This window comes from Stenotrophomonas sp. NY11291, assembly GCF_023277365.1.
In the GTDB taxonomy this organism is placed as follows: domain Bacteria; phylum Pseudomonadota; class Gammaproteobacteria; order Xanthomonadales; family Xanthomonadaceae; genus Stenotrophomonas; species Stenotrophomonas geniculata.
The window spans coordinates 2,245,321-2,259,826 of record NZ_CP096975.1; the positions used below are offsets into that span (position 1 = coordinate 2,245,321).

Genomic DNA, 14,506 nt, shown 5'->3' on the forward strand with positions numbered 1-14,506 from the left:
GTTGAAACCGGTGGAGGGCTGGGCGCTCACGGGCGGCCTCCCTTGCCGAATTCATCCACCTGGATGTGCGGGGCGTCCGGCATCGGGCCAGTGCGCCAGGCGCGCAGCTGGTAGACGTAGGACAGGACCTGGGCGACGGCCGAATACAGTCTCACGGGGATTTCCTTTCCGAGTTGGCCTTCCCGATACAAGGCGCGTGCCAAAGGCGGGGCAGAGACGATCGCGACCTTGTTGCCGTCGGCCACTTCACGGATGCGCAGGGCGGTCTCGTCCACGCCCAGCGCGACCACGGTGGGGGCGTTCATGGCGCCACCCTCGTATTTCAGGGCCACCGCGTAGTGGGTGGGGTTGACCACCACCACGTCGGCGGTGGGCACTGCCTCCATCATCCGGCGGTTGGCCATCTGCTGCTGCAACTGGCGGATGCGGCCCTTCACCTCGGGACTGCCCTCGCTTTCCTTCATCTCCCGGCGCAGTTCCTCGCGGGTCATCTTCAGCTTGCGCATCCAGTTCCAGCGCTGGTACGGCGCATCGATGGCGGCCAGCACCAGCATCGCACCGGCGGTGGCCAGCAGCAGGCGCAGGGTGAAGCCGAGGCCATCGGTGATGGCAGTCTCCAGCGGGTGGTGGATCAACCCGCGGAGGGTGTCGAAGCCAGTCCAGACCACCAGGCCGGCGGCGACGCCGACGAAGGCCACGCGCAGCAGCGACTTGGTGAACTCGGCGATGGCCTCCGGGCCGTACAGGCGCTTGAGCCCGCTCATCGGGTTCATGCGGTTGAAGTCGGGCAGCATCGCCTTCTGCGACCAGCGCAGGCCGCCCATTACCAGCGGGGCGACAAAGCTGGCCAGCAGGCAGGCCAGCACCAGCGGCGCGATCACCAGCATGAACTGCAGCAGCAGGTCGCCGAAGTGGCCGAACAGCTCCTTCGGGTTCTGCCGCAGGCTCTGTTCCGGGCTCAGCGCCTGCTTCATCCAGGCCGTGGCGCCACGGCCGATCGAGCCGCTCATTGCCATCACCGCGAGCACGCCGGCGCCGAACACGGCGGCGGTGCCGAGCTCGCGCGAGCGCGGCAGGTTGCCCTGTTCACGGGCGTCGCGCAGGCGTTTTTCGGTAGGTTGTTCGGTCTTTTCGCCGGCGGATTCGTTCTCGGACATCACGGGCACTGCGGCAGGGGTTGCCGGGGTGGGTGCAAGAACTGTTCCGCTGCCCATTACCTGGTCTGGTGCGTTACCGCATGTGACCGTGGGGTGGGATTGCATGCACTTGATACATGAGCCTTGCTTGATTCAGTTGGTGAATCGGCGGTTGCTATAAACCTCGCGTTGCTATAAAAATGCAAATGCGAATGGTTCGCATGCGCATAAAAATTGGTGCGGGCGACATTCGCTCACAAGATGTGAACGTCAAAACTAATGAAAAGGAGTTTCAATGAACGTGTTTCGCTCACTGGGCTTGGTATCCATTGGCTTGGTCGCATGCATTCTCGGACCATACAGTGTCGAAGCTTCGGAAGACCAAACAGGCAGTCTCGCGCTTGAGCTTGCCAGCGCGTTACAGGAGACGCACAAGAGCCTGGCGCCGATCAGAACGAAGGCTGAACTCGAGCGCCACCTGGCCGCAGATGAATCCTCACCGCTAAGAAAACTGTCCGCGGAATCTCAGCGGAAGTTTGTCGACTCCCTCGTCTTCCTGGATGGAGGGCTGGCGTCCTACTCGCACCTTCCACTGAGAGATCTCTCTGTCAGCGACAGCTATAGAGTTCTGGCTCTGTTCGGCGCACAAGGAGATCTTTCGCTCAACAAGACTAGAGAGGCCGTGAACTCGTCGGAGGAGTCGATGCTTCTGCTGAGCAATGTGGAAGTCGCAGCGTTCCCGCCGACGCGTTATCCGAACGCGGTATGCATGGTTCGAGGGCCCAAGTTGGCGATGTGCGAGTATGACTACGGCTCCACCTGTGATGGGACGGTGTGCAAGCCCAAGCGCTGATCGATGGACCTGCAGTTATCTGACTGGTTCCGCCCCTGACGGGGCGGAGCTCGAATCGTGATCGAACGATGGAGTCATCATGAAAGCTGAGCTAGGGCGAAGAATTGCGAGCGTATTTTTGCTCGGATTGATGATGGAAACAGGAGCTGCCCGCTCGGAATCGGTTGCGCCTGCGTCGAATTCAAATAAGTACATTCAGGCGCTTGCCATTGCCAAGGACAAGGCGTTGCATCAAGACGAAAAACTCTATCGATTGAAGCTGTTGGTCGATTCGGTAAATAAGAGTCATTTGGGTCGAGCGAACAGCGCGGGGATAGAAGAAATCCGTGATCAATTGAAGATGCTCGATGTCGTTCTCTCCCACGATCTTGTCTTCAAAGGGCCGGATTTCAAAGCGCATCTAAAAATCGCAGTGGGACTGCTGGATGATCTCGAGTCGAGGGGGGCTGGGACAAGGGAGGATCGCGACGTCTTACTGAGAGCCCATCTTGCTGCATGGGACATTGAGAGTGCCAATAGGCTGATGGCCGTAGACCCCGGTTCGAACGCAGCTAACTCAGTTGAGAGGCTTAGGTTTCAAGGCTACGTGCCAGGCCAGCCTGCCTATGTGCGCCTTGAAGGAGGTGAAGCGACTGTCAGCAGCATTGATTTCTCAACAGGGCCGAAAGTCGTGGTTGTAGCTGGATGCGGGATTTCAGATCTGGCGGCAACTGATATAGATAAAGATGTCCGTCTGAAAAAAGCCATGTCCGCCGCCAACGCATTGTGGCTGGCACCGGCGAGCATGAACCCTAATCTGGAAGCGATCCGAGCCTGGAACATCAACATGCCATCGCAACAGATCGCTGTAAGCTATGACAACACTCAATGGCCCGATCTGGACTTTTCCAAGATGCCTGTCTTCTATTTTTATAGGGATGGAAGACTCGTCGGCAGCATCCACGGGTGGACAGCAGATAGTTCAATCCCCGCAGGTTTCGATGATCTTCTTTCAAAGATCGGACTTGGCCCTATGGATCAACAGTGATGAATTCGCAGCGTCGCGACGACCAAAGCGCGCTTTCGTCGTCCCCACCTTTGGCAGATAGCTGAGCCAGCAATTGCAGGCGCTCAGGTCCCTGCGTCTGTCGGAGGAGGCTCCGATCGAAGGCTCTGCGCCAGTTCCACCCGCGGCCGCGGCAGGTCGTGCAGCTGCATGAAGCGCGCCGCATCGACCGGGCGGCCGAGCAGGTAGCCCTGCAGGTAATCGCATCCCAGCCGCTCCAGGTAGGCGCGCTGGGCAGCGGTTTCCACGCCTTCGGCGACGATGTCCATGTCCAGCGCATGGCCCAGCGCCACGATCGCCGAGACGATCACCACATCCTCGGCGCTGTGCTCCAGATCGCGCACGAACGCATGGTCGATCTTGATCTCGGTGGCCGGCAGGCGCTTCAGGTACAGCAGGCTGGAGTAGCCCGTGCCGAAATCATCGATGGAAATGCCCACGCCCAGGGCGGAGAAGCTCTGCAGCATGCGCAGGCTGGTATCGGTATCGCGCATCACCGTGCTCTCGGTGATCTCCAGCACCAGGTTGCGCGGGGCGATCGCGTAGCGCTCGATCACCTCGCGTACGTCCTGCAGCAGGTGCGGGGAACTGAACTGCACCGGCGACAGGTTCACCGACATCGTCCAGCCGTCGTGGCCGGCATCGTGCCAGTGCCGCAGCTGCTGGCAGGCCTGGTCCAGCGCCCAGCGGCCGATGTCGTTGATCGCGCCGCTGCGCTCGGCCAGCCGGATGAAGCGGTCCGGCGGGATCAGGCCATGCTCCGGATGGCGCCAGCGGATCAACGCTTCGGCACCGGCCACCTTCTGCGTGGCTACCTGGATCTTCGGTTGGTAGTGCAGGAACAGCTGCTCGCTGCCAATGGCCCGGCGCAGGTCGGCCAGCAGCCGGAACTGTTGTTCGGCGCTGTCATTCATCCAGTCGGCGAACAACACGAAGGCGTTGCGTCCGGATTCCTTGGCCTGGTACATCGCTGCATCGGCAAAGGCCATCAGCTGCCGCTCGCTGGCAGCGTGGTCGGGACAGATCGCCACGCCGATGCTGGCGGTCACCTGCAGTTCGTTGTCCGGTAGCAGGGGCCCACTGCCGACCGCCTGCAGGATGCGCCGGGCCAGGGTCGGAAGGTCCTCGTCATGCTCGATGCGCACCACCAATACGAACTCGTCCCCGCCCAGACGGGCCAGCATGTCGTGGGGGCGCAGCAGCTGGCGCGTACGTTCGGCCACCGCCACCAGCAGTGCATCACCGGCCTGATGGCCATAGGCATCGTTGACCTGCTTGAAGCCATCCAGGTCCATGAACATCACTGCGAATCGGCTGCCGCCCTGTTCGGCCTCGGCCAGTGCCTGCACGATCCGACGCTGCAGCAGCAGGCGGTTGGGCAGGCGGGTGAGCGGGTCGTGCAGTGCAGCCTGGGTCAGTTCCTGCTGTGCGTCGGTCAGCGAGGTGCTCAACAGGGAATTGCGCAGGCGCAGCAGCTGCGCCTCCACCCGCTGGTCCAGCCAGGACACCACCAGCACCACGGCCAGGATTGCGACGGTCAGTACCACCACCAGCATCGCCAGCCATTCGCTCTGCAGGCCATCGCCGACCGCCGCGCCACAGATGCTGCCTTCCGGAAAACGTGCGGCGGCCATGCCGGTGTAGTGCATGCCGACGATCGCCAGCCCGAGCAGGCCGGCCGCTGCCAGGCGGTCGCCGACACGGGTGCGCTGCGCACGCAGGCGGAACGCCACATACAGGGCCGTCCACGACGCAGCGACTGCCACCATCAGTGAAAACAGCAGCCAGCCCGGGTCATAGTCGATGCCCGGCTGCATGCGCATTGCGGCCATACCAACGTAATGCATGCCGGCGATGCCGGTACCCATCAACAGTGCGCCGCCAGCCAGGCGCGGATGCGGCAGGGTGCGCAGCGAGACCAGCCACAGTGCGAACACTGACGAGGCGATGGCCAGGGCCAGGGAGAGCAGGGTGATGGGCAGGTCGTAGCCGAGCGGAATGGGCAGGTCGAAAGCGAGCATGCCGATGAAATGCATCGACCAGATGCCCAGGCCCATGGCGAAGCCACCACCGAGGCGCCACCACCACGCCGCGCCCTTGCCGGGTGCGGTGACCGTGCGCCCGGCCATCGCCAGCGCGGTGTACGAAGCCATTACGGCAACCAGCAACGAGATCGCCACCAGCCACGGGTTGTACGTGCCTACCAGCATTCGTCAGTCTCCCGGACCTGCCTGTCGACGGAAACCACGGTGGGGCATGCATGAGGCAGGCCGACGCAGGGCGGCGGCCACGTGCGGCATCCCCCCGGTTGCCGCGCATTCACTCTAACGCGCAGACCCGGGGGAAGGGCAAGCAGTAAAACGTGAAATTGCGCCCCTGTAGAGCCGAGCCCATGCTCGGCTGCCGCTCCTGCCGAAGACAGCCGAGCATGGGCTCGGCTCTACAGAAACAAAGGCATGGCAAGCAGTAAAACGTGATGATCAGTTCAGTGTGTGACCGCGTCCGCAGCCTGGAAGGCGGCATCGAACAGGCGCTGTACCGGCGGACCCATTTCCCCGGCCAGCAACGCTAGCAGGAACAGGCCCAGCAGCAGCGAGACCGGCAGGCCCAGCTGGATCGGGTTCAGCGCCGGGGCGGCCCGGGCCAGCACGCCGAACGCCAGATTCACTGCCAGCATCGCCACGGTCAGCGGGATCGCCAGGGTCAATGCGCCGCGCAGTACGGTCAGCAGGAAGGTCGGGGCGATGCTGAAGAAGGCGTGCGGGTCGGGCAGCGGCGCGCCGATCGGCAGCGCCCGGTAGCTGTCCACCACCAGTGAGATCAGCGCCAGGTGCCCGTTGGCGGTGAAGAACAGCAGGCCGAACAGCAGATAGAACCACTGGCCGATCACGCCCGAGGTGCCGCCACGCAGTGGGTCACTCATCTGCGCGAAGGCCAGGCCGGTGCCCTGGGCAATCAGTTCGCCGGCCATCGCCCCGGCCTCGAACACCAGCCGTAGCAGGAAGCCGATGGACACGCCGATGGCCAGTTCGCGGGCGATGGTCAGGACCGTGGCGGCATCGAAGCCCGTCCAGTCCGGTACTGGCGGCAGCAGCGGCGCCAGCGCGATGGCCAGGGTCCCGGCCAGCACGACGCGCACCCGCGCGGGAACGGCACGGGTGCCGACCATCGGCATGGCCATGGCCACGGCACCGATGCGCAGCATGGTCCACAGCACGGTGCCGATCATGCCGAAGGCCTGCAGGCCGTCGGCTGCCATCTGGGTGGCGGCGTCCATCGAAGCGCGTGTCCTAGCCGATCAGGTGTGGAATGCGCTGGAACAGCAGCGTGGTGAACTCCACCAGGTGGCCGATCAGCAGGCTGCCCAGCGCGAACAGCACCGCGGTCAGCGCCGCCGCCTTGGCAACGAAGGCGATGGTCGGTTCGTTGAGCTGGGTCGCGGCCTGCACCACGCCCACCACCACGCCCACCACCAGCACGGTGAGCAGCAGCGGGCCAGCCACCCACAATACGGTGATCAGGCCGCCACGCAGTTCGGTCAAGGCAAGTTCGGGAGACATTCGGATTCCATCTGCTTATGTAGAGTCGAGCCAGGCTCGACTGCCTTTCGATCACGCCGGATTGAAGCTCGCCGCCAACGTACCCACGGTCAGCACCCAGCCATCCACCAGCACGAACAGCAGGATCTTGAACGGTGCCGACACCAGCATCGGCGACAGCATCATCATGCCCATCGACATCAGCACGCTGGCCACGACCAGGTCGATGATCACGAACGGGATGAAGATCAGGAATCCGATTTCGAAGGCGGTCTTCAGCTCGCTGGTGACGAACGAGGCGACCAGCACCGGGAACGGAATCGCATCGGGGCTGGCGTAGGTGCCGTGCCCGGCGATGCCGGCGAAGGTCATCAGGTCGGTCTCGCGGATCTGCGCAAGCATGAAGGCGCGCAGCGGCGAGGTGGTCAGCGTCCAGGCGGTCTGGAAGTCGATCTCGCCATTGAGATAGGGCGCCATGCCGGTGCTCCAGGCCTTGTCCCAGGTCGGCAGCATGATCATTGCGGTCAGGAACAGCGCCAGACCCAGCAGCACCTGGTTGGACGGCGTCTGGCCGGTGCCCAATGCCTGGCGCAGCAGGCCCAGCACGATGATGATGCGGGTGAACGAGGTCAGCACCAGCAGCATCGACGGGATCAGGGTGATCGCCGTCATCAGCAGCAGGGTCTGCAGCGGCAGGCTGACCGGCGCACCGCCGATTTTGCCCACGTTGATGTCCGGCAGCGGCGTGGTCGGGGCGCCCGGGGCGGCGAAGGCCAGTGCCGGCAACAGGCACAGGGCAAGCATCAGCAGCCACGGCATCAGGGTGGCAAGACGGGTACGGGTGACACGCATGTCAGGGGTCCTTGCGCAGCCGCTGCTGCAGCAGCTGGGCGAAATTCGGCAGGTTCTTGAAGTCCGGCACGCGCACCGGTGCCGGCGGCGGCAGCGGTTCGGGCAGGGTATGCAGGGTGTTGATGCCGCCGGCGGTGACGCCCAGCAGCAGTTGCTGGCCATTGACCTCGACCACCACCACGCGTTCCTTGGCGCCGACACTGAGGCTGGCCACCAGCTTCATGCCTTCGGCCGGGCGGAAGCCGCTGCCGGGCATGCGCTTGAGCAACCAGCCCAGGCCGACGACCAGGGCCAGCACGGCCAGCAGCGCCAGCACCGCACCGAACAGGCTGGGTGCGGCGGCCGCATGCTGGCCGACCTGCGGGCCAACCGGGGCGGCGGTCTTGCCGACCGCCAGCAGGGTGGAGGCCAGCAGGCTCAACGCAGTCTCCGGATCCGCTCGCTCGGGCTGACCACATCGGTCAGGCGCACGCCGAAGCGGTCATTGATCACCACCACTTCGCCATGGGCGATCAGGGTGCCGTTGACGAACACATCCAGCGATTCGCCGGCGCCGCGTTCCAGTTCCACCACCGAACCCTGGTTGAGCTGTAGCAGGTTGCGGATCGGCAGGCGGGCGCGACCGACTTCCAGCGACAGGGTCACCGGCACGTCCAGGATCACGTCCAGGTTCAGGTCAGGACCGTTCGCCTCATCGGCCTGCAGGCTGCTGAACTGGGCCGGGGTCGGTTCGAGGGCGTCGATATCGTTCATTGCGGGTCTTCCTGGATGACGGGTGCGCGCGGGCGGGTGCCCGGCGGATGGGTAGCGGTGATCTTCACGGCGTTCATGCCGTTGGCGATGCCGAACTCGCCGGTGAACACGGGAATGTTCTCCACGCACAGCGGCACCTGCGGGCTGAGTTCGATCGGCAGGATGTCGCCGACCTTCAGCTGGGTCAGGTCGCGCAGGGTCATGCGCTTGCTGGCCAGTACGCTGGACAGGGTCACCTCGGCGATGTTGAGCTGTTCGCGCAGGGTCTGGCCCCAGCTCTCGTCGCGGTCATTGCGGTCGCTCTGGATGCCGGCGTCGAGCAGCTCGCGGATCGGCTCCAGCATCGAGTACGGCAGTGTCACGTGGATGTCGCCGCCACCGCCGTCGAGCTCGACGTGCAGGCGGCACACCACCACGTACTCGCGCGGCGTCACGATGTTGGCGAAGTGCGGGTTGATTTCCGAGTTGATGTACTCGAAGTCGACATCCATCACCGGTGCCCAGGCTTCGCGAAGGTCGGCGAAGGTCTGCTTCAGCAGCAGGTGGATCACCCGCATTTCGGTGGCGGTGAACTCGCGGCCTTCGATGCGGGTGGGGTAGCGCCCGTCGCCGCCGAAGAAGTTGTCGACGATGGCGAACACCAGGGTCGGTTCGAACACGATCAGGCCGGTACCGCGCAGCGGCTTGAAGCGGATCAGGTTCAGGTTGGTCGGCACATACAGCGAGTGCATGTAGTCGTTGAACTTGATCAGCTCGATGCCGCGCACCGACAGTTCGGCCGAACGGCGGATCAGATTGAACAGGCCGATCCGCCACAGCCGCGCGAAGCGCTCGTGGACCATTTCCAGGGTCGGCATGCGACCACGGATGATGCGGTCCTGGCTGGCGAAGTCGTACGAACGCGCCTCGCCTGATGGCGGTTCCGGATCGGTCTCGACCGCACCACTGTCCACGCCGTGGAGCAGGGCATCAATCTCGTCCTGGGACAGCAGGTCATTCATCGGTGCGCCCTTACTGGGTCACGAAGCTGGTGAACAGCAGATCGTCGGCGCCGTTGCTGCCGGTCTCGGCCTTGAGCACTTTCTGCACTTCGGCCAGCGAAGCGGCCTGCAGCTTCTGCTTGCCGGCGACATCGGCGATCTGGTCCGGGCTGACCTGCGAGAACAGCATCAGCAGGCGTGCGCGGATGGCGGGGGCATGGGTCTTGATCGCTTCCAGCGCGGTCGGGTCACGCGTCATCAGCTGCACTTCCAGCTGCAGGTAGCGCGGGCCGTCGACCGGGCCGTTGAGGTTGACCACGAACGCGGGGTCCAGCGCGAAGTACTGCGCCGGTGCCGGAGTGCTGGCCTTCTTCGGGGCCTGCGCGGTCTTCTCTTCGTGCTTGGACTGGATGAAGAACCAGACGCCGCCACCGGCGGCAGCGGCGGCCAGTACGGCCACCAGTGCGGTGATCAGGATCGGACTACGCGGCTTGGCGGCCTTGTCCTTCTCGGCGGTCTTCTTGGTTTTGTCAGCGGCTGCGGCCACGGGGTGAAGCTCCTGAGGGTTGCTTCACCGGGATATGCAAGGGGTGTGCCGGAGCCGGGGCGGAGGGATGCGACGGAATTCCGTCGGATGCCTGTATCGGTAGCGCCGGGCCATGCCCGGCGGAGGGTTGGGGCTCCGCCGGGCATGGCCCGGCGCTACCCGCTCGCGCGGTGTCAGGCGTATGCGTCCAGCAACCCGCGCTGGCGGATCAACTGCGCGGACGACAGGCTGGCGTCGCCTGGCGACGGTTCTCCGTCACCTGCCATGCCGCCGCCACCGGACTGGCCCGACGCATTGCCGTCACCACCGGGGGCCTGGTGGCCGACATCGGCATGAGCCAGCTGGAAGCCCTGCTCGCCGAGAAGTTCGCGCAGGCGCGGCAGGCTGCTTTCCAGTGCCTGGCGTACATCCACGTGCGGGCTGCTGAAGCTGGCATGCACCTTGTCGCCGTTCAACTGCAGGCGCACGTCGACCGGGCCCATGTCGTCCGGACTCAGGCGGATGTGGGCATGGCCGATCTTCTGGTCGGCCAGCCAGCCCAGGCGCGCACCAATGGCCTGGTCGAAACCATCGTCGCCGAGCACCGGCTTCGGTGTCGGTTCGCCATTGAAGATGGCATTGCCCGTGGCCAGCGCGGCCTTCAGATCCTGCACAGCCGCGTTGCCCGGTGCATGCAGCAGCGGCGCCGTGGCGCGGTCGCCGATGAGGGTTGCGTCGCTGCCTTCACCGCGCTCGCCGCGCTTGCCGGGCAGCACCAGCTCAGGCAACGGCAGAGTGGTCGCCTGGTCGGCCCCATTGGGGGCGTCGCCTTCGGCGGTGGCCGTAGCGGTCGCCGCTGCTGTGGAGGGCAGGGCTGCTGCGACCGGCAGTGCAGCGGGCGAGGGCAGTGCGTTGCCGTCTGCATCGGTGGCCGTCGCCACTGCTGGCAGAGTGGCGGCAGGATCGGCAGGTGTCGGTACCGCCAGTACCAGTCCTGCCAGGCCGAGCGGCGGCCATGGGGCTTCCTCGGTCGTCGCCGAGGCGTCCTTTTCGGCAGCGGGCCTGGCTTGCACCGGGGGCACCGTCGCTGCGGTCTCTTCGGGTACGGCAGCGCTGTCCGGCCTGCGCTCGGCGCTGGACTGGCCATTGCTGTCGGATGCCGGCCCCTGTGCAGGCGACGTGGGCATGTTCGAGGGCCTGGAGGATCCATCGGCGCCCGGCGCACCCCCCTGCAGCAGCTGGCTGAAATCCTTGCTGCCCTCACCGCGTGGCGCGCGCGTTGCGCTGCTGCCGGAATTCTGTGGCTGCGCGTTGGCGCTGCTGGTCAATGGCGCGGGCATCACGAGCGGCCTCCCTGCTCGGCGCCGTCCTGGTCTTCGATCTGTACCAGGCGGGCGCGGCGGGCACCGATGTCATCCATCTCGCGCTGGTCGCGGCGGTCCGTCACCACCTTCTCCTGTGCGCGGTAGCTGGCGGCCAGTTGTTCCAGCACGGCCTTGTCACGGCTGGCCAGGATCAGCCGGGCGCGCTCGGCTTCCACCTTCTCGCGGTTGCCATTGACCGTGGCCTGCTGCTGTTCGACCGCACTGTCGAGGCGGTCGAGAAACGCGCGCCGGTTCAGCAGCTGCGCCGGGCTGGTCGCCGCCATCTGCGCATTCGCATACTCCTCGGCGTAGCGGCGCAGTTCGTCCAGTCGCGACAGATGGGTATCGAGCACGCGCTGGCGTTCGGCCAGATCGCGGGCCACCGCGTCCTCGTGTTCCTGGGCCCGCTTCAGCAGGGGATCGATGCGCTTGGACTGGTTCATGGCTTAACTCTCTTGTTCCACCAGGCGCTGCAGCGCCGCCTGGCTGTGCGGGAGATCTGCGGCCTTGGCAACGTCCTGGCCGAGGAACTCCATGATTTCCGGCCAGCGTTCCAGGGCTTCGTCGGTGGCCGCGTCGTTGCCGCGCTGGTAGGCACCGATGGCGATCAGGTCGCGGTTGGCCGAGTAGGCCGAGACCAGTCGCTTCAACTTGCGGATGCGCAGGCGCCACGGCTCGTCGGCGATTTCCGTGACCACACGGCTGACCGACGATTCGACGTCGATGGCCGGGTAAAGGCCGCTGTCGGCCACGCGCCGCGAGAGCAGGATGTGGCCGTCGAGGATCGCGCGCGCTGCATCGGCGATCGGATCCTGCGGATCATCGCCTTCGGTCAGCACCGTATAGAACGCGGTGATCGAGCCACGGCCCTTGGCGCCGTTGCCGGCGCGTTCGACCAGTGCCGGCAGCTTGGCGAACACCGACGGTGGGTAACCACGGGTGGTCGGCGGCTCGCCGACCGACAGGCCGATCTCGCGCTGCGCCTGGGCGAAGCGGGTCAGTGAGTCCATCAGCAGCAGCACGTTCAGGCCCTGGTCGCGGAACCATTCGGCGATGGCGGTGGCACGGTAGGCGCCGTGCAGGCGCGCCAGTGGCGGTCGGTCGGCGGGGCTGGCCACCACCACGGCGCGGCGCAGTCCTTCTTCGCCCAGCGTGGTCTCGACGAAATCGCGGACTTCGCGGCCACGTTCACCGATCAGGCCGACCACGATCACGTCGGCGGCGGTGTAGCGGGTCATCATGCCCAGCAGCGTCGACTTGCCGACGCCAGAACCAGCGAACAGGCCGACACGCTGGCCGCGGCCGATCGGCAGCAGCGCGTTGATCGCACGCACGCCCACGTCCAGCGGCTGGGTGATCGGTTCACGTGCCAGCGGATTGATCGACACGCCGGCCATGCCGACATGGCCCTCGGCGCGGATCGGGCCCTTGCCGTCCAGCGGCACGCCGTCGCTGTCGATGACGCGGCCGAGCAGGCCTTCGCCCACTTCAACGCCGCCACGGCGTGCGGACGGCACCACCCGCGCATTGGGCAGCAGGCCGTGCAGTTCCGCGCTCGGCATCAGGTAAGTGCGCTCGCCGGCGAAGCCGACCACTTCGGCATCGACCCAGCCACCATCGACCACTTCCACCTTGCAGCTGGCACCCAGCGGCGCTTCGCAGCCGACCGCTTCCAGGGTCAGTCCGACCGCGCGGCGCAGCACGCCTTCGCGGATCAGGCCACGGCCATGGGCGGTATCCACGCGCAGGCCATCGAGCCGACGGGCCAGGCGCAGGTTGCGGGCGATGGCCCAGTCGGCCGGTGGCGGCGTCGGCTGCGGATCGGGGGTCATGCATTGGCTCCGGTCTGGCGGATCACCGCGTCCAGCGCGCCGCGCAGGCGGGCTTCCAGGGTGCCGTCGATGCGCACGGCTTCGGCGTGCACGCGAAGATCGCCGCGGCTGAGGCTGGTGTCTGGCACCAGGCGCTGTTGTGGCGGCAGGCTCAACAGCGGGGCGAGGGCGGCGATGTCGTCAGGGTGCAGTCGCACTTCGACCTCGCGGGTGCTGCCGCCCACCGCGTCGATCGCCTCACCGACCAGCTGTGCCAGCAGTGCCGGGTCAGCTTCGTAGGCGCGGCCGACCAGCGCGCCAGCGATGCGTACCGCCAGTTCGCCCAGTGCGCCGACCACTTCGTTCTCCAGCCGCACCAGCGGTCGGCTGAAGTTGTCGAGGATGCCTTCGATCTGCGCGGCGAGGCGACGCACCTCCGCCTGACCCTGGCCGTAACCTTCGTTATGGCCGTGTTGGAAGCCTTCCTTCTCGGCGCTGTCCTGGATGGCCTGGATTTCCTCCAGGGTCGGCAGCTGCAGCGGTGGCTCGGGTTCGTGTTCCGGGTCCGGCTCGGTGAGTTCGAACGCATCCTCCTGATCCAGCACCGGGTCGGGCTGGGCCAGCAGGTCCGGGGCAAGCCAGCGCACGACGTTGCTCACAGCATGGCCTCCGCGCTGCCACCAATGGTGACGGTGCCTTCATCGGCCATGCGCTTGACGATGGCCAGGATCTCGCGCTGCGCGCCTTCCACGTCGGACAGGCGCACCGGGCCACGGGCTTCCATGTCTTCCAGCAGGATCTCGGCCGCGCGCTGCGACATGTTGCGGGTGATCTTGTCGCGCACCTTGATGTCGGCACCGCGCAGGGCCAGGCCCAGGCGCTCGCCGCTCACTTCGCGCAGCACCAGCTGCATCTCGCGGTCGTCCAGGTCCACCAGGTCGTCGAACACGAACATCAGGTCCTGGATGCGGTTGCTCAACGGCGCATCGATGCGGGCGATTTCGCCCAGGATCGCCTGGTCCTGGCCGCTGTCCATGAAGTTCAGGATGTTGGCCGCGCACTGCACGCCGCCGATGTTGGACGACTTCAGGTTCTGGTTGCCGGCGAACTGGCGCTCCATGATCTCGTTGAGTTCATTGAGTGCGTTCGGCGGAATGCCGTCGAGCGTGGCGATGCGCAGCAGCACGTCCACGCGGGTGCGGTCCGGCAGCAGCTTCAGCGCGTCGGCGGCCTGGTCGGTTTCCAGGTGCGCCATCACGATAGCGATGATCTGCGGGTGCTCGTTGCGCACCAGATCGGCCACCGCGCGCGGGTCCATCCACTTCAGGGCGTCCAGGCCGGTGGTGTTGCGGCCGAGCAGGATGCGGTCGATCAGGTTGCCGGCCTTCTCGCTGCCCAGCGCCTGCACCAGCATGTTGCGGATGTAGTCGTCCGAGCCCACGCCCAGCGAGGTCTTCGAGCCCAGTTCCTGGCCGAACTGGTCCATCACCCGTTCCACCTGTTCGCGGGTGATGTCGGTCATGGTGGCCATGGCGATGCCGATCTTCTGCACCTCCTTGGGTTCCATGTGGCGCAGCACTTCGGCTGCATCCAGCTCACCCAGGGACAGCAGCAGCACGGCCGCGCGCTGCACGCCGGTCAGTTGTG

At 65.8% G+C, this 14,506-nt stretch carries 16 protein-coding genes; 2 read left to right on the forward strand and 14 right to left on the reverse strand.

All coding sequences use genetic code 11. The features are described from left to right. Positions 1-26: 26 nt before the first annotated feature. A complete protein-coding gene (gene flhB / locus M1L61_RS10510; protein ID WP_248854711.1) occupies positions 27-1,157 on the reverse strand; it encodes a flagellar biosynthesis protein FlhB in 1,131 nt (376 codons plus the stop codon). A gap of 274 nt (positions 1,158-1,431) precedes the next feature. Here flhB and M1L61_RS10515 point away from each other — a divergent pair, with 274 nt between their 5' ends. Then, positions 1,432-1,989 carry a hypothetical protein gene (locus tag M1L61_RS10515; protein ID WP_125438486.1) on the forward strand — a complete coding sequence of 186 codons (558 nt, stop codon included), beginning with the start codon at positions 1,432-1,434 and terminating at the stop codon, positions 1,987-1,989. Positions 1,990-2,068: 79 nt separating this feature from the next. After that, positions 2,069-3,016: a hypothetical protein gene (locus tag M1L61_RS10520; protein ID WP_125438483.1), complete on the forward strand. Its 948-nt coding sequence runs from the start codon at positions 2,069-2,071 to the stop codon at positions 3,014-3,016. Positions 3,017-3,099: 83 nt separating this feature from the next. Here M1L61_RS10520 and M1L61_RS10525 read toward each other — a convergent pair whose 3' ends face one another. The 13 genes from M1L61_RS10525 to fliG form a co-directional block, all read right to left on the reverse strand. Further along, positions 3,100-5,244 (reverse strand): bifunctional diguanylate cyclase/phosphodiesterase, encoded by a 2,145-nt coding sequence (locus M1L61_RS10525; protein WP_248854712.1) that lies wholly within the window; start codon positions 5,242-5,244, stop codon positions 3,100-3,102. Between the two features lie 275 nt (positions 5,245-5,519). Next, positions 5,520-6,311 (reverse strand): flagellar biosynthetic protein FliR, encoded by a 792-nt coding sequence (gene fliR / locus M1L61_RS10530; RefSeq protein ID WP_043395550.1) that lies wholly within the window; start codon positions 6,309-6,311, stop codon positions 5,520-5,522. A 13-nt stretch (positions 6,312-6,324) separates the two neighbouring features. After that, positions 6,325-6,594 (reverse strand): flagellar biosynthetic protein FliQ, encoded by a 270-nt coding sequence (locus M1L61_RS10535; protein ID WP_005413254.1) that lies wholly within the window; start codon positions 6,592-6,594, stop codon positions 6,325-6,327. A gap of 51 nt (positions 6,595-6,645) precedes the next feature. Next, positions 6,646-7,425: a flagellar type III secretion system pore protein FliP gene (fliP, locus tag M1L61_RS10540; RefSeq protein ID WP_043395553.1), complete on the reverse strand. Its 780-nt coding sequence runs from the start codon at positions 7,423-7,425 to the stop codon at positions 6,646-6,648. Between the two features lies 1 nt (position 7,426). Next, positions 7,427-7,846 carry a flagellar biosynthetic protein FliO gene (gene fliO / locus M1L61_RS10545; protein WP_010482437.1) on the reverse strand — a complete coding sequence of 140 codons (420 nt, stop codon included), beginning with the start codon at positions 7,844-7,846 and terminating at the stop codon, positions 7,427-7,429. After that, complete coding sequence (fliN, locus tag M1L61_RS10550; protein WP_005409543.1) at positions 7,843-8,178, reverse strand: flagellar motor switch protein FliN; 336 nt, start codon at positions 8,176-8,178, stop codon at positions 7,843-7,845. The genes fliO and fliN overlap by 4 nt, the downstream gene beginning before the upstream one ends. Continuing rightward, positions 8,175-9,179: a flagellar motor switch protein FliM gene (gene fliM / locus M1L61_RS10555; protein ID WP_010482429.1), complete on the reverse strand. Its 1,005-nt coding sequence runs from the start codon at positions 9,177-9,179 to the stop codon at positions 8,175-8,177. The genes fliN and fliM overlap by 4 nt, the downstream gene beginning before the upstream one ends. A 10-nt stretch (positions 9,180-9,189) precedes the next feature. Then, on the reverse strand, positions 9,190-9,705 hold the full coding sequence (locus M1L61_RS10560) for a flagellar basal body-associated FliL family protein (protein ID WP_019338982.1): 516 nt from the start codon (positions 9,703-9,705) through the stop codon (positions 9,190-9,192). A gap of 173 nt (positions 9,706-9,878) precedes the next feature. Beyond that, complete coding sequence (locus M1L61_RS10565) at positions 9,879-11,024, reverse strand: flagellar hook-length control protein FliK (RefSeq protein ID WP_248854713.1); 1,146 nt, start codon at positions 11,022-11,024, stop codon at positions 9,879-9,881. Next, complete coding sequence (gene fliJ / locus M1L61_RS10570) at positions 11,024-11,491, reverse strand: flagellar export protein FliJ (protein WP_010485935.1); 468 nt, start codon at positions 11,489-11,491, stop codon at positions 11,024-11,026. Before fliJ ends, M1L61_RS10565 begins: the two co-directional genes overlap by 1 nt. 3 nt (positions 11,492-11,494) lie before the next feature. After that, a complete protein-coding gene (locus M1L61_RS10575; RefSeq protein WP_010485933.1) occupies positions 11,495-12,880 on the reverse strand; it encodes a FliI/YscN family ATPase in 1,386 nt (461 codons plus the stop codon). Next, positions 12,877-13,518, reverse strand: coding sequence for a FliH/SctL family protein (locus tag M1L61_RS10580; protein ID WP_019338565.1), 642 nt, complete (start codon positions 13,516-13,518; stop codon positions 12,877-12,879). Before M1L61_RS10580 ends, M1L61_RS10575 begins: the two co-directional genes overlap by 4 nt. Then, the gene (fliG, locus tag M1L61_RS10585) at positions 13,515-14,501 is read right to left on the reverse strand and encodes a flagellar motor switch protein FliG (protein ID WP_024958226.1); all 987 of its coding nucleotides are present in this window, start codon (positions 14,499-14,501) and stop codon (positions 13,515-13,517) included. Before fliG ends, M1L61_RS10580 begins: the two co-directional genes overlap by 4 nt. Between the last annotated feature and the right edge of the window lie 5 nt (positions 14,502-14,506).